This is a genomic window from Thermodesulfovibrio sp. TK110 (genome assembly GCF_054658355.1).
This window is the reverse complement of the sequence record NZ_BAAHNB010000001.1, coordinates 376,662-393,114: the sequence shown is the minus strand read 5'-3', so window position 1 is coordinate 393,114 and position 16,453 is coordinate 376,662. Positions and strand designations below refer to the sequence as shown.

Below are 16,453 nucleotides of genomic sequence, written 5' to 3'. Positions count from 1 at the left end.
TTTCTAATTAGCAGAAATATAAACTGGTTTTACTTCCAGAATGTTTGGAAGTTTCTTTATTCTGTCAATTATTTCCTCTGTCAATGGAGCATCAATACTTATAACAGAAAAAGCTATGCCTCCAGCTTCCTTTCTTCCGAAATGCATATGCCCAATATTTATATTGTTCTGTCCAAGCAAAGTTCCGATATTGCCAATAACACCAGGGCGATCCCAGTTTCTCATAAAAATCATATTACCCTCAGGAATAATCTCCATAGAAATATCATTGATCTGAACTATTCTTGGATCTCTTCTACTTAAAAGTGTCCCTGCCACAACTGTTCTATCTTCTTTCCCGATCAGAATTATTTTAACAAGACTCTGGTAATCTCCAGCCTCTTTTCCTTTGATTTCCTTAACTTCTATGCCTCTTTCTTTTGCAATAAATAAGGCATTAACATAATTTACAGGCTCTCCAAGTATAGGATCTAAAACTCCCTTTAGTGCTGATGCTGTTAATGCCTGTGTGTTAAGAGTGGAAATCTCTCCAAGATACTCAATCTGAACCTGTTTAATGCTTTTTGTGAAAATCTGAGAAGCAAAACTTCCCATTCTTTCAAGCAATACAAGATATGGTCTGATAAGCGGTAGCTGGTCAAAGGGAATTGATGGAAAGTTAACAGCATTACGAATAGTTCCATTAATTAAGTAATCTACAACCTGTTCTGCTATTGCAACAGCCACATTTTCTTGAGCCTCTACTGTAGATGCCCCAAGATGAGGAGTGCAAATAACTCTTTCATCTGCTATGAGTGGATAACCTTCTTCTGGAGGTTCTTTCTCAAAAACATCAAGAGCAGCACCAGCAACTTTTCCTGATTGAATTGCCTCATAAAGATCCTGTTCTTTTACTATGCCACCACGAGCACAGTTAATTATATAAACTCCATTCTTCATTTTCGCAATTGTATCTTTATTTATTAAATACTTTGTCTCAGCAGTCAAAGGAGTATGAATTGTAATAAAGTCTGATTCAGAAAAAAGTCTGTCAAGGTCAGTCTTTGTAATTCCAAGTTCTTCTGCTCTTTCATCACTTAAGAAAGGATCATAAGCTAAAACATTCATTCCCATGCATTGCATTCTTTTTGCAACCTCAGAACCAATTCTACCAAGTCCAATTATTCCAAGAGTTTTATTGTAAAGTTCAACGCCCATGAATTTTTTCTTTTCCCATTTTCCTGTTTTCATAGATGCTGTTGCTTGAGGAATTCTCCTTGCAAGAGCAAAAAGCATTGCAATAGCGTGTTCAGCAGTGGTGATAGTATTGCCTCCAGGAGTATTCATAACAACAATTCCTTTTTTCGTAGCAGCAACTTTGTCTACATTGTCAACTCCTGTTCCTGCTCTACCTATGACTTTAAGCTTATCTGCAGATTCAATTATATCAGCAGTCACTTTCGTAGCACTTCTTATAATCAAAGCATCATATTCACCTATTATTGCTTTGAGTTCTTCGGGTTTTAATCCTGTCTTAACATCTACTTCAAATCCTGCTTTTTTTAAAATTTCAACTCCCTTTGGAGAAATGCTGTCACTGACAAGGACTTTCACCTTACTTCCTCCTTTGAAAAGATTTCTTCAGCCTTTGCCACCCCTTTACCAAAAGTAATCGGATATCCAAGCTCTTTAAGTGTCATCTCAAGAGCTGAAATCCCAACGATTACATCAAATTTATCAGCATATCCAAGATGTGCAATTCTGAATATTTTTCCTTTCAGTTTATCCTGTCCACCAGCTGCTGTAACTCCGTGTTTTTCTCTTAAGGTTTTATAGATAACTTGCCCATCAATACCCTGTGGTGCTTCAATTGCTGTAACAGCATTACTTGGCGTGCCTTTAGGGAATAAGTTAAGTCCTATTTCTTTTACAGCTTCCCTTGTTGCACGGGCTAAAACTGCATGCCTTCGGAATATGTTTTCAAGCCCTTCTTTTTGCATAAATTTCAATGCCTCATTGAGACCAATAATAAGAGACACAGCAGAGGTAAAATTTGTTTGATTTTTAGCAAGATTTTCTCTCTCTTTTTTAAGGTTAAAATAAAATCTCGGCATTTTTGATTTTTCATTTCTTTTCCATGCCTTTTCACTAACGCTTATAAAAGCAAGCCCTGGAGGAAGCATAAATCCTTTCTGTGAACCACTCACCATTATATCAATTCCCCATTCATCAGTTTTTATATCATGAGCAACAAGAGCAGAAATGGAATCCACAATAAATAGTGTATCTTCATAATTTTTTACTATTTTTCCAACTGCTTCCACATCATGATATACACCTGTGGAAGTCTCACTTGCCTGTATGAAAACACCTTTAATATCAGGATGTTTCCTTAATTCTTCATCAACTCTATTAACATTAACTGAATATCCCCACTCAACCGGAATTTCCAATACATTTAATCCATAAGCCTGTGCTATTTTTACCCATCTTTCGCCAAATTTACCACCATTTATTATAAGAACTTTTTCTCCAGGTGAAAAAAAGTTATTTACTGAAGCAACCATTCCACCTGTTCCTGTAGAGCAAAGTATTAAAACATCATTTTTAGTTTGATAAATCCATTGAAGACCTTTTTTTGCTGAATCAAGAATTGGTAAAAAATCAGGGCTCCGATGGTGAATAACAGGCATTGCCATACTTAAAAGAACTTCTGGAGGGACTGGAGTTGGTCCTGGTGCAAGCAGATATTTTTTTAAAATCATTTTTTTCCTCCCTTTTTGGAATTAAACTAATAATAAAATATATTACCATAACTCAGAATTTTAAAAACACCTACAACACTCCTTGCCCACAGAGCATCATATAGAAAAAGTTTTCCTTACCAATAGATCCTTCTGTCTACATCATCCCTAAAACCATCCTGTAATGTCCTTTGAGGGAAGTTAAAATAATTTTGTGTCTATGGATAAAATATATGAATTTGAAAACTAAATAAAGAGGAGGAAAGAGGATATGGAAAATCAAAAGAGATGTATGAGGCAGTAAAAGAGGAGCTATTCAGGGAAGCAGCCATGAAAGTACTTTGAGATGATGTTTTAACAGGTAAGACTAAAGAAGCTTTTTGAAGAAACATTAAACCAGATAATGAAATCTGAAAGAGAGATATATCTAAAAAATAGCCCTGGCAATAAGGGCAATGGCTATTATCATCGTCAGTTCTCTGAAGGCTCATTCTGCCTTGACCTTACTGTTCCAAGAGACAGACATGGTGAGTTTCGGCCTTACATTTTACCTCAGCCATACCAGAGAGTAGGTGCATCTTATACAGATGTCCTTTATTCTTTAATAATAAACGGATACAGTCCCGCTCAGCTTCACAGGACACTCAGTGAGTTAGGACTTCCTTATACTCAGGATGAGATGAAAAAGATAATTGAAGACCTGAGGGAAAGACTTGAGGATTTTAAGACAAGGCAATTACCCTCTGAAGTATTTGCCCTTTTCATAGATGGCTATCACAAGGTAGTTGTGGTAGTAAGCGATGATTTCCCAGGGCTAAGTGAGGCTCTTGAGGCACTTTATCCACTTACAGAGCATCAACTCTGTTTTGTACATTTAAAAAGAAACATCAGAAAAAACATGGGAAAACTGGCTTCTCAGGAATTTCTTAAAATGCTTAATCAAATAAAACAGCTAAGCTTAGGATTTGAGGATGCATTAGAGAGGTTTAAATCTCTCTGTGATAGATACGAGAAAAACTATTCTTATTTTATGAAGGAACTAAAGAAAAAGGCAGAGAAGTATTTTAATTTTCTCAAATATCCCGAAGAGATAAGAAAATATATATACACAACTAATGCAGCAGAGAACTTTAACAGAAGAATAGAGGAAATAAGACTGAGGCTTGGAGGATATTTTCAATCAATTGAAATACTTGAGACAAATCTGTTTTTGCAGAGGGAAAGGTTGTTACAAGGCAGATGGAAAAATCCTGTACCTATACTGAAAGCTAATACCTATGAACTTAGACAAATTTTTAATAGAAAATTCTATGCCCAGACACAAAATTCTTGACAAGTGCCTCCTTATTTTTTTATTTCCTTTTTTTAATTGTTTTGTTTTATTCTTTCTCATACCAATTATTTTAAAGTATCCTTAAAACAGACAAAATTTTATTATACTGCCCTTATTCTTTTTATGAATTCTCTTTCCAATCAAATAAAAGAAACAGAGGATGCCTTTGTTTATACAGTTTATGTTCTTGCAAGATCTGCTGAAGCAAATGATGAAGATACAGGAAATCATATTTTAAGAATTGACAGTTATGCAGCAGTAATTGCTCAGGAATTAGGGTTACCACAGTATTTCATAGAAAAAATAAAGGTTAAGGCACTTTTGCATGATGTAGGGAAAGTCCATATTAATCCTGATATATTGAGAAAACCTGGAAAACTTACAGAACAAGAATTTGAAGAAATAAAAAAGCATACAATTTTGAGTACAAAAATAATAGGAGAGCATCCAAGGCTTAAGATGGCTAAAAAAATTGCCCTTACACATCATGAAAAGTGGGATGGTTCAGGATATCCCAATAAACTTAAACAAGAGGAGATACCAATTGAAGGAAGAATTGTAACAATTGTTGATATATATGATGCATTAAGAAGTAAGAGACCCTACAAACCTGCCTTTGACCATGAAACTGCTTACAGAATAATCACAGAGGGAGATGGAAGATACATGCCTCATTACTTTGATCCAAAAGTTCTTGATGCATTCAAGAAAAACGCTTCAAGAATTGAAGAAATCTACGAAAGCTTAAAAAATTAATTAATTATGGAAATCAATAATAACTTTTTCAAGTGGCAGAAACTTGTAATGCAATCTTTGATACAATTGCATTTCTAAAACCTGACGGAATAATAATCCACTCCTTTGCTAAAATTGTAAATCAGGATGCAGACTCTCGGATAGGTAAAAAATGCTATCAGATTGTGTATGAAACTGATTCATTTATTGAAAGGATGTCCTCTTATCCGATCACTGCATTCAGGTAAAATAGAAAAATGGAAAATTAATATAAAAGATAGATTTTTCTCAATGAAACCTGTCTGTCATCCTAATTCTTCCTTTAACTAATTCAATTACCTGCCAAATTGACACAATTCTATTATAACTTCCTTTGAGACTTCTATCGGCAAATCTGGAGGTGTAGTAAAATTATCCTGATTCAGAATTCAGGGTATAAAAATATGTGAAATGTTAAAGAGTGAAGCTTAATTTCATAAAATATATCGCCTTTTTAGTAAAATAAATGGAAGAGGAGCAAGCAAAATAAGATATATAAAAACTATACCTATATCACTAAAAAGAATATCAGAAATGTTTCCATAACAGAGCATTCTTGAAATATTTACAAAATGAAGTAAAGGATTTACCTGAGAAAGCTTGATTACAATGTCAGGCATGTCTTCAAGAGGAAAAAAAATTCCTGAGAATAAAAAAAGAGGTGTGAGAATCAGAGTATAAAAATAATTAAATGAATCAATTCCAGGAACTATAGCTGTGGCAATTAATGATAAACTGGCAAATATCAATCCACATATGAAAATCAATGGAATTAGAAAAATAACATAAGAAGATTTTACAAGTCCGAACAGGGAAATAACAATAATTATAATAGTGCCATAAATCATGCTTTTTGTTGCTCCCCATAGCAATTCTCCAAATATAAGTTCATTAAAAGTTATGGGAGTTGCCAGAATTGCATCAAATGTCTTCTGATAAACCATCCTCACATAAGTTCCATAGGTGCATTCATAGCAGGCTGCAAACATGGCTGAAGACATTACAATTCCTGGAGCAATAAACTCAATGTATGAAATCCCTTTTATTTCTTTTATAAATCCTCCAAGACCATAACCAAGAGCAATTAAATAAAGCATTGGTTCAAAAAAATTAAGCGTAAGACTTGAACGATAAAGTCTTTTATAAACTGTTGCATTTCTCTGCCATACTCTGAATGCTCTTTTCAGATTCATCTTACTCCTCTGTCATGTTAAGATAAACATGCTCAAGATTTCCGCCAAATCTGTCTGAAAGATTCTGAGGAGTATCAATAACAAGTATTTTACCTCTGTTCATAATGGCAATTCTATCACATAGCTTTTCAGCTTCTTCCATGTAATGAGTTGTAAGGATGAGTGTTTTTCCAGAATGCTTTAAAAATTCAATTTTATCCCATATCTGTCTTCTGCTACGTGGATCAAGTCCTGTTGTAGGTTCATCAAGAATTATTATATCAGGGTCATTTATTAACCCCCTTGCAAATATAAGCTTTCTCTGCATTCCTCCTGAAAGTTTTCTAACATTGGTTTTGCTCCACTCATCAAGCCTTACAAAATTAAGAAGCTCCATAGCTTTGTTAATGGCTTCTTTTTTGCCAATGTCAAAGTATCTTGCATAAACAATAAGATTTTCAAGGACATCAAGGTCAGGATCAAGATTATTATCCTGTGGAATCACACCAATTCTCTTTTTAAGTTGTGGAAAAATTTTTTCATCTACTTTGATACCAAATATTTCTATTTCTCCTGAAGAGGGTTTAATAAATCCATAAATCATTCCCATAAGGGTTGTTTTTCCAGCACCATTTGGTCCAAGAAATCCAAAACATTCTCCCTGCCCTATTTCAAATTTGGCTGAATCAAGTGCTTTAAATTGCCCGTAATACTTTGTTAAATTTTTTCCTACCACTGCATTCACAATTTTTAGTATAATATTTTTGTGAAGCTGATTAAAATATTAATATTCCTCGGATTGCTTATACTGCCATTAAATCTGAATGCTGAGATTTTACTCAATCACTGCAATTTAGGCGAGATTAAAGGAACATTCAATTTGATTATTTATTCAAATTCCTTTATAGAGGATCCTGAAACTTTCATAATTCTTGATAAAGCCCTTGACAGATTTAAAATAGTTCCCTATGCTCCTCATTTTAAATATACAACAATGGAAAATCTGAGCGAAAAAGAAGCTTTGAAGATTGTTGATGAAATTTTAAAAATTCCTTCTGTTAGTTCTATAAAATGCTCAGCCATATCAGTTGAAGGAAATCTTATAGGTTATGAGTTAAAACCAATTTATTTCCCCTGGGTATTTGGAGTTTTGGAGCCAGTTGAAACAGTTTATAAAAAGGAAGACAATTCTATTTTGATTTTTATAAGACTTAATCCAATTGTGGAAAAACAGCTCTATTTTGGAGGAGACTCAAATAGGGACAATTAAACTCTAAAAAACTCTCCGCTTTTACCTCCAGCTTTGTAAACAAGCTTTATATCTTCAATTACCATCTCTTTGTCAACTGCTTTGCACATGTCATATATTGTAAGTGCTGCTAAAGAGGTTGCAACCATTGCTTCCATCTCAACTCCTGTTTGCGCTGTTGTTTTAACAGTGGTTTTTATTTTAACCTGAGAGTTTTTTTCATCAGGTTCAAAATCAATTTCAACAGATGTAATTGGAATGGGATGACAGAGCGGAATAAGATGAGGTGTCATCTTTGAAGCCATAATTCCAGCAAGACGAGCAACCTGAAAAACATCGCCCTTTGCAATTTCCTTATTCAAAATCATTTTTAAGGTTTCAGATTTCATTCTTACAATGCCTTCAGTAATGGCAATTCTCTCAGTTACAGGTTTTCCTGTAACATCCACCATTCGTGCCTGTCCTTTTTCGTCAAAATGAGTAAACATAATCTTTTAAACGGTTACTTTTTCTTTTGAATACGCAATTTTCTTGGCATTTAAAATAGTCACTCCAACCAATTCATCATTTCTGTAATGATAAACTATTTCACCTTCCATAATACTGTCATTTGCCTGTTGAGGTTTTTGAAAACTTATATAAAGCACATCAACCTCTTCATCATAGTCTATCCAGATTTTTTTAAAAGAAGTTTGTAATAATGAAGGAATAAGGTTCAAAATTTCAATGATTCTTTTTTCCATATTATTCCTCGCTTTATTATGCTTTCTGGTTTAGATGTCATAAATGCTGTAATAACAAAACCATCACTTTCTTTGTTCTTTATAAACTACTACTAAGTGTTTTTCTGATATTGAAGTTTTTTCATAGTATCTAATTGCTATTAACTCTCCTTTATTCCCTTGAACAATAAAATCTGGATTTTCAATAGTCTCCAGAATTAAGTCAAGATTACCTGCCATATAATCATGCGATTCTACTATATGCACCCATCTCTCAGAAGTCAATCTAATTCTTATTCCTGAAATAGAAAATACTGAACCTATTGTCATTTTATCATTATTTTCATCTTTCCTGCTCTGATGGTCTTATAAGTAGCTCATTTATACTGACATGCTCGGGTTGCGTTACAACATAATATATAGCTTCTGCAATATCATGAGCTTTTAGTGCTTTCATTGCTCCTCTGCTCTTTATCCATTCTTCAGGCATGTTTTCACCCCATTGAGTTGCTGTAACACCTGGTTCTATTACTGTAACACGAATGTTGTATTTTATCAATTCCTTACGAATTGATTCAGAAAAACCTATAACTGCCCATTTTGTGGCACAGTAAACAGACCAACCAGGAATTCCAACTCTTCCAGCTACTGATGAAATATTCACAATATGGCCACTTCTCCTTGGAATCATCATTTTTACAGCCAGATGAGTGCAATGAATAACTCCTGTAAGATTCAGATCAATAACTTCTTTCCATTCATCCGGAGAACCATTTTCAATGTAATTAAAAATTCCCCTTCCAGCATTGTTAACCAGAATATCAATTTCCTGAAAAGAATCCTTCAATACTTCAAAGACTCTTTCAACTTCCTCATGTTTTGTAAGATCAGCAGGAACACTGACAACATTTGTTCCATAGATTTTAAGCTTCTGTGTAACATTATTCAACAGTTCCCGAGACCTTGCTACTAAAACAAGATTAGCTCCCTCACTGGCGAATTTCTCAGCAGTTGCCAGTCCTATACCTTTTGATGCACCTGTTATAAGTGCAACTTTTCCTTTAATGGACAGCATCAGGAGTCCCTCCTTTATTTTTATAAATAGGTTTACGGAAAAACATAATCGTTAAAACCATTGAAATCATTCCAATGCTTAGTATCCAGAATGCTTCATTAAAAGCAATTGACTGTGCCTGTCTTATAAGTTCTCTGTAAATTACTCCCTCAGCTGATAATGCTCCTGGCTGCAGATACTCATTCAGTTTTTCAATGGCTATTTGATAGGGAATATCATAGGGAGTTAGATTTTCTATAAGTCGGAACTGATGAAACTGTGCTCTCTGAGACACGATTGTTGTAACTATTGCTGTACCTACAGAACCTCCTATGTTTCTTATAACAGCATTCAATGGTGTTGCATCCTGCATTTTTTCTTTTGGAATATACGCCACTGTTAATACTGCCAGAGGAGTTATAACAAAAGCCATACCAAGAGCAAGGACAGCTCTTGGATATACAAAGTCCCAGAATCCTGCCTGAAGATTAAATAAACTCATAAGATGTGTTGAATAAGCACACATGATAATACCGAAAGCAAGTGGTATCTTAGGATTAATCTTATCTACGATTTTTCCACTTATTGGGAAAGCTATAAATTGGACAATTCCAGCAGGACCAAGAACCAGTCCTGCTAAAAATGCTGTATATCCCATTAAATTCTGAACATAAATTGGTAAAAGAATAATGCTTCCGAAAAGATTTACAAAGGTAAAAAACATTACGAGATTTCCAAAAAAGAAGTTTTTATCTTTAAAAAGTCTGAAATTAACAATTGGATGTTCTGCTCGCTTTAGCTCCCACCATAAAAGAGCTATAAGACTTACGATACTTACCACAAATAGAGTTATTATAAATTTTGATTCAAACCAGTCTTCTCTTTCACCTTTATCAAGCATTACCTGAAGACATCCGATTCCCAATGCTAAAAGAATGATTCCGGGATAGTCAATTCTCAGCTTTTCTTTCCTTTTCAAATAATCAGGGTCTTCTATAACAAGATAGGTCATTAAAATAGATATTACACCAACAGGAATATTTATATAGTAAATCCATCTCCATGAAAAGTTATCAGCAATCCAGCCTCCCACAATTGGACCAAGTATTGGTGCCATAATTATACCCATCCCATAAATTGCCATTGCTGTGCCATATTTTTCCTTTGGAAATGTTTCAAGAAGAATGCTCTGGCTTAAAGGTTGAAGCCCCCCTCCTCCAATTCCTTGAAGAACTCTGAAAAATATTAAAGATGTAAGACTCCAAGACATTCCACATAAAAATGAGGAAATTGTAAAAAGAGATATTGAAAAAATCAAATAGTTTTTTCTTCCAAAAACTCTGCTTAACCATCCAGCCATTGGAATTACAATTGCATTAGAGACAAGATAGGAAGTAATAATCCATGTTGATTCATCAACCCCTGCGGAAAGACTTCCCTGAATGTGTCTTAATGCAACATTATTTATTGTTGTATCAAGAATTTCAATAAAGGTGGGTAACATCACTGTTAAAACTATCCAGAATCGTTTCATTTAAATATTATAAAGCTTTTTTTGATTTTAAAAACAAGGTGTCTTAGCTCTGAGAGATTGATATGGCATTCTTCAAGGTCTTTTGCCAGTAAATCTAATGCATCAGGAATAAACTTCAGGAAATTCTTTTTTCCTTTTTTTAAAGATAGAAATCCGTATGCTCCAAGAGCCTGCATATGTCTTTGAATTCTGCATAAAGAAAGCTCATCTAAAAAAGCTTTTTCATCAAGCTTATGGCTGTGAATATAGAAATTAACAAGCCTTGTTCTCATTTCATCTTTGAGCTTTACATATGGATCCCAGAGAAGTGAAGCTATGTCATAAGCTGCAGGGCCCCATCTTGCACTCTGATAGTCAACAAAATAGATTTTTCCATTTTTCAACATTATGTTCTGGCTCTGTAAGTCTCTGTGCAATATTACTTTTTTAGCTTTTGATAGAATTTCAGCAATTATGTGGAATTCTTCCTGAGGGTTTTCTTCAATTTTAAAGATTTCTTTGACACATTCTTTTAAAAAGTAATCACTTTCCCAGAGAAAATAGGAGTAGTCAAATTCCGGAAGATTTAAATCAGTTGCTTCCTTAGAGATTTTCCAGTGAAGTTTTCCAATCTTTTCAATTATTTTTTTATAAATTTTTTCAATTTCTTCATCTTTTCTTTTACATTGAAGCCAGCTGTAAAGGGTTAAATCTCCAAGGTCTTTAAAAATAATCGTTTTTTTATCCCTGTCTACTTCAAGGATTTCAGGCACAGAGACTCCTTTTTCAATGAAAAACTTATTTAAAACAATCGTTTTTTCAAAATCCTCTGATAATTTTCCCCATTTGCAAAGGATTCTGTTATTTTCTCTAATGTATTCTCTATCAGACCCACCAGAAGTTAGTGTTTCAGCACCATGTAGTGTCTCAATTGGTATCATAAAATTTTTACCAATTATGAGATTTGAGAGATATTCGTTTTCAGGTGTAAATTCAGTCTCAGGCAAAATTATAATATTTTTTCCCCTGAATCTCTTTTTTATTTTTACATCTCTCTCAATCACCACTTTACCTTCAGGTTTGATAAGCTCACATCCAGAGGCTGAAGGATGAATGTATAGAGAAGTAAAATTTCTCTTTAATTTATCAAAAACTGCATTGGCATAATCCCATGGAGTTCCAATATCAAACCAGAAGCTGTATTTTATTTTAAATGTGCTTACCTTAAATCCATTTTTAATGCAGTTAATCCATAAATCAATAACTGATGAAGGACCTTCAGGCAAAAGCTCAAGAATATGGGGACTATAAATAGCAATTCCTGAGAAAGCAAGATGAGATTTATCCAAGTCTCCAACTCCACGTAAATTTCCATTTTCATCAACGATTAATTTATTGTAAGGCTTATAATCATGAACAAGTAGAGTTATTGAGTTTTCATGTTCCATGTGCCATTTTACTGCTTCTTTAATGTTTGCATCAGAGTAAATATCTCCATTATGGACAATAAAAATAGAGTCTTTGAGAAACTCTCTTGCATTCCGCAATGCTCCACCACTAAGAAGAATCTCCTCTTCATAAAATGTTTTTAAGGGAAGATTCTGCTTTTTTATGTAATCTTCAATTTCCTTTGCTTTGTAATGTAAATTTATGCCAACTTCTTTAGTCAGGGCATTTAAATTTCTAAAAATGTATTCCAGTAAAACCTCACCGGCAATTGGCATCAAAGGCTTGGGAATCTGCTCTGTAATAGGTCTCAATCTTGTTGAATATCCTGCAGCAAGAATAAAAGCTTTAATACTGTTTGACATTTATTTATACATCAAATAATTATTTCGTATTTTCTCAAAATTTTCATTTTCTTCACTCCACCACTGTTCCATCTGTTTTAGTGTAACACCTTTTTCAATTTCAATCCTTAATCTATCTGAGCCTGTAAGAATGTCAAAAGGAAGTTTATCAAACTCGTATTCATATGGAGGCTCACGCCATAAATTAACTTCTGGATAAAGCTCCTTTACTGCAAGAAGAATTGCAATGGCTGTTTTGAAAGGCTTAAATTTTTCCCTGTCAATAACATGAATCTGTGCACCTCCGCATAACTTACCAGAAAATTTATTAAAAGTGGGATTAAAATAAATATGCCTAAAAAATACTCCCTTTAACTTGAAATCATTCAATCTTTTTACAAGCTTTTCAGGCTCTATAAAAGGTGCACCAAATATCTCAAAGGGTCTTGTTGTGCCTCTTCCTTCGCTTAAAATAGTTCCTTCCAGAAGACACATTCCTGGATAAACCGTGGCAGTCTCAAGGGTTGGCATGTTTGGTGATGGCATCACCCATGGAAGTCCTGTTTTATCAAACCATTGATTTCTTTTCCAGCCAGAAAGAGGAACTACTGTAAGATCAAGTTTAGGATAAAACTGTTCTTTAAAATAAATTGCTATTTCACCAATTGTCATTCCATGGCGGATAGGCAATGGATGCAATCCTACAAAGGATGAAAACTCTAACTTAAGCACAGGTCCTTCAGTTAGATGTCCTCCAATTGGATTTACTCTATCAAGAACAATCATCGGTATTGTCTTTTCCTCGCAGGCTTCCATGCATAAAGCCATTGTCCAGATAAATGTGTAATATCTGGCTCCAATGTCCTGAAGATCAACAATAAAGAGTTCAATACCGTCAAGCATCTGTGCTGTAGGCTTTCTTGTTTTTCCATATAAACTGTAAACTGGTAAACCTGTCAGCTTATCAACAAAGCCTTCCCATTCAATCATGTTGTCCTGAGTATCTCCAAATATTCCGTGCTGGGGTCCAAAAAAAGCCTTAACCCTGATTTTTTTGCTTTTAATGAGAATGTCTTTGGTATAAACAAGTTTCCTATTTAGTGATGCTGGATGAATAAGAACTCCAGCCTGTAAACCATAAAATCTTTTTGGAAGAGTTTTTTCAAATCTATCTATTCCTGAATAAACCATTATCTGCTACACGAGGGAAGATACCCATGTGTTAAAGGTTTCTGCACTACACCATCAGAGCTTATAAGATATATCTCCTTTTTACCTCTTCTGTCTGACATTATTGTTAAAAAATGACCATCAGGACAAAAAGAAGGCTGCTCATTATTCCCCTCTTTTGTTATCTGGTTCTGTATACCTGAGGATATATCCATAACATAAATCTGAAAGTTTCCATCAAGAGTTGAAAAAGCCAGTTTACTGCCATCTGCAGTTATAGCAGGTTCTGTATTGTATTTCCCTTGATAGGTTACTCTTCTTATGCCCGTTGCTGATTGCGTCATTTCATAAATTTGCGGAGAACCGCTTCTGTTTGAAACGAAAAATATAGAAGACTTAGTCCATCTTGGTGAAGTATCAATCCATCTTGATGAGGATATTGTTCTTGTTTTTCCATAAATGTCAGATATTTTAATTTCCCATATCTCTCCATCACTTTCTGAATACAGAAACTGTGATTCATCTAATACATCACCAAGTAAAAGCAGGGATTTGCTCTTTATAATCTCTTTGTTCGTCTTGGTTGCTGTGTCAAATACTTCTATTCTCCAGAACTTTCCATTAAGGCAGGAGTAAAAAATTTTATTTCCTTTAAAAACAACTTTTGATATTATTTCTCTTCTCAATCCTGTATCGTAAATAGTTTTCCCATTCCAGTTACTTAGAAAAATTCCCATGGTTTTTGATAGTTTTCTCACAAAAACAAAGCGATTAAAGAATGGTGCCTCTTTTCCTGTCAATAATTTATATATGTCAGAAGCAATAAGGTTTCCTGTAGCCTGATCATTTTTTAAAGGATATTCCTTCACAAATATGGGTGATGCAGATGTAACAGTAAAAATCTTCATTGAAATATTATTTAAAGTTTCAGCTCTTACAATAATTTCAACATCAGAGGACTTCCATAAATTAGGGTCAAATGCCTCTCCTTTAAATGGAAAAGGTCCGTAAACCCTGAAATATTCTGTAAATTCAAGATTTTCTTTTATGGTGTTAAACAGAACAGGCAACCTATCAAATCCTTCAATTGCCAGAGCAAGTTTTTTAATTCCTGGCTGATTTATATCAAGATAAATTTTTTCTGCCAGAGCAGAACTTAAGGTAAAAGGCTTAAGGTAAAGGGTAAAAAAAATAGTTAAAAAGATGAGTTTTTTTAATCCTGAATTCATGGTTTAAACCTCAATCCTACAAAAATCTCACTCTTAGGAGGAGGAAGAGGAGAGGAATTCTTAATTGCCATTAATACAGAGGAGTCAAAAAGCATGTTTCCTGATCTTTGTTCAAATCCTTCAATGATAACCTGTCCATTTGAAAGAATGCGCACTGACACAACTGCTTCAAGATTTTTAGGAACTGTATCAGGAATGCTCCAGTGCTTTCTTATAATTCCAGAGATTAATGCTAAATAAGCTGTTGAAACTCCACTGCCCTTAGTATTTTGCCCGCTTCTAAATTCTACAGAGCCTGATTGAGCTTTTTCAAGGACTTTCTTTTTAGCTCTAAGGGCAGCAATTCTTTCCTGAAGAAGCTGTTCATCTTCCTTTGAAATTTTTTGTGCTTTTTCCTGAGGCTTTTTTGAAACTTCTTTTGTCTGCTGCTCGGGTTGTTTTATTGATTGAAATCTGCTCTGGGTTTTATTTTCTTCATTTAATGAGGCTGTTTGTGATTGATTGCCTGCCTCTTGAATCAATGTTACATATGTGAGATTTTTAAAATCCTTAACTGAATTTCTTACTCCAAAGATTAAAACCAGAATAACCAAACCATGAAAAAGAAAAGATAGAAAAAGAGAAGAATAAATTTTGCCTGTCATTTAGTTTCTTTAGGCTCTGTTACCATTCCTATTTTTTCTATTCCAGCAGCTTTAATCTCTCCCATAACTTCCGCTACAAGACCGTAAGGAACATCTTTATCAGCTTTTAAAAGCACAGCAGTATTGCTTTCTTTATAAGAATTAAGTAATGCAGGCAGCTCATCTTTGTTAATTATTCTATCGTTTAAAAATATTCTGCCTTCTTTAGTAATGACAATGCTTATTTTTTCAGTTTCTTCAAGACTTTTTCCTTTTGCCTTGGGGAGATTTACATCAATTCCCTGTTTTAGAAGCGGAGCTGTAATCATAAAAATAATGAGCAATACAAGCATAACATCAACCAGAGGAGTAACATTAATATCTGCTATTGAAGACCTTCTACGAGGGTTTAATCCTGCCATGGATATTTTAAGAGAGTTTCAGAAAAGTCATGAACTTCATTGATTATTCTATTTGCCTGAGATGTAAAGTAATTATAAGCAATTACTGCAGGAATTGCTGCAAAAAGACCAGCAGCTGTTGTAACCAGTGCCTCTGCAATACCTGGTGCAACAGTGGCAATTGATGCTGAACCTTTAACTCCTATATGTCTAAAGGCATCCATAATTCCCCATACTGTTCCAAAAAGTCCTATAAATGGAGTTGTTGAACCTGTAGTTGCAAGAAAACCAAGATAACTTTCCACTTTATTTACTTCATCAGAGGAGTATTTTTTTGCAATAGCTTCAATATTGCTGTGGCTTTTACCGTAAGCCTCTGAGAAAACTCCTCTATAAAGAGATGCAAGAGGACTTAATTCAAATCTTTTAGCTATAGCAAAAAGCTCCTTTGCTCCATTGGAATTTAAAAAGGCTTCAAAGAATTTTTGATTTTCCTTTTTCATGTTTTTGAAGAGTTTCCACTTGTAAAATATAATTGCCCAGGAAAGTATGGAAAAGAAAAGAAGTATAAGTAAAACAGCCTTTGCAACAACTCCTGTTTGTTTTATAAGGTCAATAACTGTAAGTTCCATAAACAAAATACTATAACAATATCCTTATAAAAGTCAAATCATGAAGTTGGCGGGAGAAAATTATCTCT

General features: G+C 34.1%; 18 protein-coding genes and 1 pseudogene. 4 read left to right on the top strand and 15 right to left on the bottom strand.

Features of this window, described 5'->3' with window-relative positions; translation table 11 throughout:
• Positions 1-3: 3 nt before the first annotated feature.
• Both serA and ACYQ3X_RS02115 read right to left on the bottom strand, forming a co-directional pair.
• Positions 4-1,593: a phosphoglycerate dehydrogenase gene (gene serA / locus ACYQ3X_RS02120; protein WP_460180191.1), complete on the bottom strand. Its 1,590-nt coding sequence runs from the start codon at positions 1,591-1,593 to the stop codon at positions 4-6.
• Complete coding sequence (locus ACYQ3X_RS02115; RefSeq protein ID WP_460180190.1) at positions 1,590-2,744, bottom strand: pyridoxal-phosphate-dependent aminotransferase family protein; 1,155 nt, start codon at positions 2,742-2,744, stop codon at positions 1,590-1,592. The genes serA and ACYQ3X_RS02115 overlap by 4 nt, the downstream gene beginning before the upstream one ends.
• A gap of 364 nt (positions 2,745-3,108) precedes the next feature.
• Between ACYQ3X_RS02115 and ACYQ3X_RS02110 the strand changes: the two are divergent.
• The 3 genes and pseudogenes from ACYQ3X_RS02110 to ACYQ3X_RS02100 all read left to right on the top strand — a co-directional run.
• Positions 3,109-3,483 (top strand): annotated as a pseudogene (locus ACYQ3X_RS02110) (transposase); the annotation flags it as partial.
• Positions 3,484-3,486: 3 nt separating this feature from the next.
• A complete protein-coding gene (locus ACYQ3X_RS02105; protein ID WP_460181680.1) occupies positions 3,487-4,056 on the top strand; it encodes a transposase in 570 nt (189 codons plus the stop codon).
• A 123-nt stretch (positions 4,057-4,179) separates the two neighbouring features.
• Positions 4,180-4,812: an HD-GYP domain-containing protein gene (locus ACYQ3X_RS02100; RefSeq protein WP_460180189.1), complete on the top strand. Its 633-nt coding sequence runs from the start codon at positions 4,180-4,182 to the stop codon at positions 4,810-4,812.
• Positions 4,813-5,264: 452 nt separating this feature from the next.
• Here ACYQ3X_RS02100 and ACYQ3X_RS02095 read toward each other — a convergent pair whose 3' ends face one another.
• Together ACYQ3X_RS02095 and ACYQ3X_RS02090 are read right to left on the bottom strand one after the other, a co-directional pair.
• Positions 5,265-6,023 carry an ABC transporter permease gene (locus tag ACYQ3X_RS02095; RefSeq protein WP_460180188.1) on the bottom strand — a complete coding sequence of 253 codons (759 nt, stop codon included), beginning with the start codon at positions 6,021-6,023 and terminating at the stop codon, positions 5,265-5,267.
• Between the two features lies 1 nt (position 6,024).
• On the bottom strand, positions 6,025-6,738 hold the full coding sequence (locus ACYQ3X_RS02090; protein WP_460180187.1) for an ABC transporter ATP-binding protein: 714 nt from the start codon (positions 6,736-6,738) through the stop codon (positions 6,025-6,027).
• Between the two features lie 30 nt (positions 6,739-6,768).
• Between ACYQ3X_RS02090 and ACYQ3X_RS02085 the strand changes: the two genes are divergently transcribed.
• Positions 6,769-7,272, top strand: a complete 504-nt coding sequence (locus ACYQ3X_RS02085; RefSeq protein ID WP_460180186.1) for a hypothetical protein — start codon at positions 6,769-6,771, stop codon at positions 7,270-7,272.
• On the opposite strand, the gene moaC is transcribed toward ACYQ3X_RS02085, so the two are convergent.
• The 11 genes from moaC to tolQ form a co-directional block, all read right to left on the bottom strand.
• A complete protein-coding gene (gene moaC, locus ACYQ3X_RS02080; RefSeq protein WP_460180185.1) occupies positions 7,269-7,739 on the bottom strand; it encodes a cyclic pyranopterin monophosphate synthase MoaC in 471 nt (156 codons plus the stop codon). The genes ACYQ3X_RS02085 and moaC overlap by 4 nt on opposite strands.
• A gap of 6 nt (positions 7,740-7,745) precedes the next feature.
• Positions 7,746-7,994 carry a DUF2283 domain-containing protein gene (locus ACYQ3X_RS02075; protein WP_460180184.1) on the bottom strand — a complete coding sequence of 83 codons (249 nt, stop codon included), beginning with the start codon at positions 7,992-7,994 and terminating at the stop codon, positions 7,746-7,748.
• A 63-nt stretch (positions 7,995-8,057) separates the two neighbouring features.
• Entirely contained in the window at positions 8,058-8,303 is a 246-nt protein-coding gene (locus tag ACYQ3X_RS02070; protein ID WP_460180183.1) for a hypothetical protein, read from the bottom strand.
• A 13-nt stretch (positions 8,304-8,316) separates the two neighbouring features.
• Complete coding sequence (locus ACYQ3X_RS02065; RefSeq protein WP_460180182.1) at positions 8,317-9,048, bottom strand: SDR family oxidoreductase; 732 nt, start codon at positions 9,046-9,048, stop codon at positions 8,317-8,319.
• Positions 9,035-10,561: a DHA2 family efflux MFS transporter permease subunit gene (locus ACYQ3X_RS02060; protein WP_460180181.1), complete on the bottom strand. Its 1,527-nt coding sequence runs from the start codon at positions 10,559-10,561 to the stop codon at positions 9,035-9,037. Before ACYQ3X_RS02060 ends, ACYQ3X_RS02065 begins: the two co-directional genes overlap by 14 nt.
• Positions 10,558-12,351, bottom strand: a complete 1,794-nt coding sequence (locus ACYQ3X_RS02055) for a sugar phosphate nucleotidyltransferase (protein WP_460180180.1) — start codon at positions 12,349-12,351, stop codon at positions 10,558-10,560. The genes ACYQ3X_RS02060 and ACYQ3X_RS02055 overlap by 4 nt, the downstream gene beginning before the upstream one ends.
• The gene (locus ACYQ3X_RS02050; protein WP_460180179.1) at positions 12,352-13,521 is read right to left on the bottom strand and encodes an exo-beta-N-acetylmuramidase NamZ family protein; all 1,170 of its coding nucleotides are present in this window, start codon (positions 13,519-13,521) and stop codon (positions 12,352-12,354) included.
• Positions 13,521-14,729: a hypothetical protein gene (locus tag ACYQ3X_RS02045; RefSeq protein WP_460180178.1), complete on the bottom strand. Its 1,209-nt coding sequence runs from the start codon at positions 14,727-14,729 to the stop codon at positions 13,521-13,523. Before ACYQ3X_RS02045 ends, ACYQ3X_RS02050 begins: the two co-directional genes overlap by 1 nt.
• The gene (gene tolA / locus ACYQ3X_RS02040; RefSeq protein ID WP_460180177.1) at positions 14,726-15,373 is read right to left on the bottom strand and encodes a cell envelope integrity protein TolA; all 648 of its coding nucleotides are present in this window, start codon (positions 15,371-15,373) and stop codon (positions 14,726-14,728) included. The genes ACYQ3X_RS02045 and tolA overlap by 4 nt, the downstream gene beginning before the upstream one ends.
• Positions 15,370-15,774: a protein TolR gene (gene tolR, locus ACYQ3X_RS02035; protein WP_460180176.1), complete on the bottom strand. Its 405-nt coding sequence runs from the start codon at positions 15,772-15,774 to the stop codon at positions 15,370-15,372. The genes tolA and tolR overlap by 4 nt, the downstream gene beginning before the upstream one ends.
• On the bottom strand, positions 15,762-16,385 hold the full coding sequence (gene tolQ / locus ACYQ3X_RS02030) for a protein TolQ (protein WP_460180175.1): 624 nt from the start codon (positions 16,383-16,385) through the stop codon (positions 15,762-15,764). The genes tolR and tolQ overlap by 13 nt, the downstream gene beginning before the upstream one ends.
• Positions 16,386-16,453 lie beyond the last annotated feature (68 nt).

Excerpts from the sequence above, each read along its gene's own strand:
- ACYQ3X_RS02115 (WP_460180190.1), bottom strand. The coding sequence starts at position 2,744 with ATGATTTTAAAAAAATATCTGCTTGCACCAGGACCAACTCCAGTCCCT.
- ACYQ3X_RS02060 (WP_460180181.1), bottom strand. The coding sequence starts at position 10,561 with ATGAAACGATTCTGGATAGTTTTAACAGTGATGTTACCCACCTTTATT.
- moaC (WP_460180185.1), bottom strand. The coding sequence starts at position 7,739 with ATGTTTACTCATTTTGACGAAAAAGGACAGGCACGAATGGTGGATGTT.
- ACYQ3X_RS02045 (WP_460180178.1), bottom strand. The coding sequence starts at position 14,729 with ATGAATTCAGGATTAAAAAAACTCATCTTTTTAACTATTTTTTTTACC.
- ACYQ3X_RS02100 (WP_460180189.1), top strand. The coding sequence starts at position 4,180 with ATGAATTCTCTTTCCAATCAAATAAAAGAAACAGAGGATGCCTTTGTT.
- ACYQ3X_RS02095 (WP_460180188.1), bottom strand. The coding sequence starts at position 6,023 with ATGAATCTGAAAAGAGCATTCAGAGTATGGCAGAGAAATGCAACAGTT.
- ACYQ3X_RS02070 (WP_460180183.1), bottom strand. The coding sequence starts at position 8,303 with ATGACAATAGGTTCAGTATTTTCTATTTCAGGAATAAGAATTAGATTG.
- tolQ (WP_460180175.1), bottom strand. The coding sequence starts at position 16,385 with ATGGAACTTACAGTTATTGACCTTATAAAACAAACAGGAGTTGTTGCA.
- ACYQ3X_RS02055 (WP_460180180.1), bottom strand. The coding sequence starts at position 12,351 with ATGTCAAACAGTATTAAAGCTTTTATTCTTGCTGCAGGATATTCAACA.
- ACYQ3X_RS02075 (WP_460180184.1), bottom strand. The coding sequence starts at position 7,994 with ATGGAAAAAAGAATCATTGAAATTTTGAACCTTATTCCTTCATTATTA.
- ACYQ3X_RS02065 (WP_460180182.1), bottom strand. The coding sequence starts at position 9,048 with ATGCTGTCCATTAAAGGAAAAGTTGCACTTATAACAGGTGCATCAAAA.
- ACYQ3X_RS02050 (WP_460180179.1), bottom strand. The coding sequence starts at position 13,521 with ATGGTTTATTCAGGAATAGATAGATTTGAAAAAACTCTTCCAAAAAGA.
- tolR (WP_460180176.1), bottom strand. The coding sequence starts at position 15,774 with ATGGCAGGATTAAACCCTCGTAGAAGGTCTTCAATAGCAGATATTAAT.
- tolA (WP_460180177.1), bottom strand. The coding sequence starts at position 15,373 with ATGACAGGCAAAATTTATTCTTCTCTTTTTCTATCTTTTCTTTTTCAT.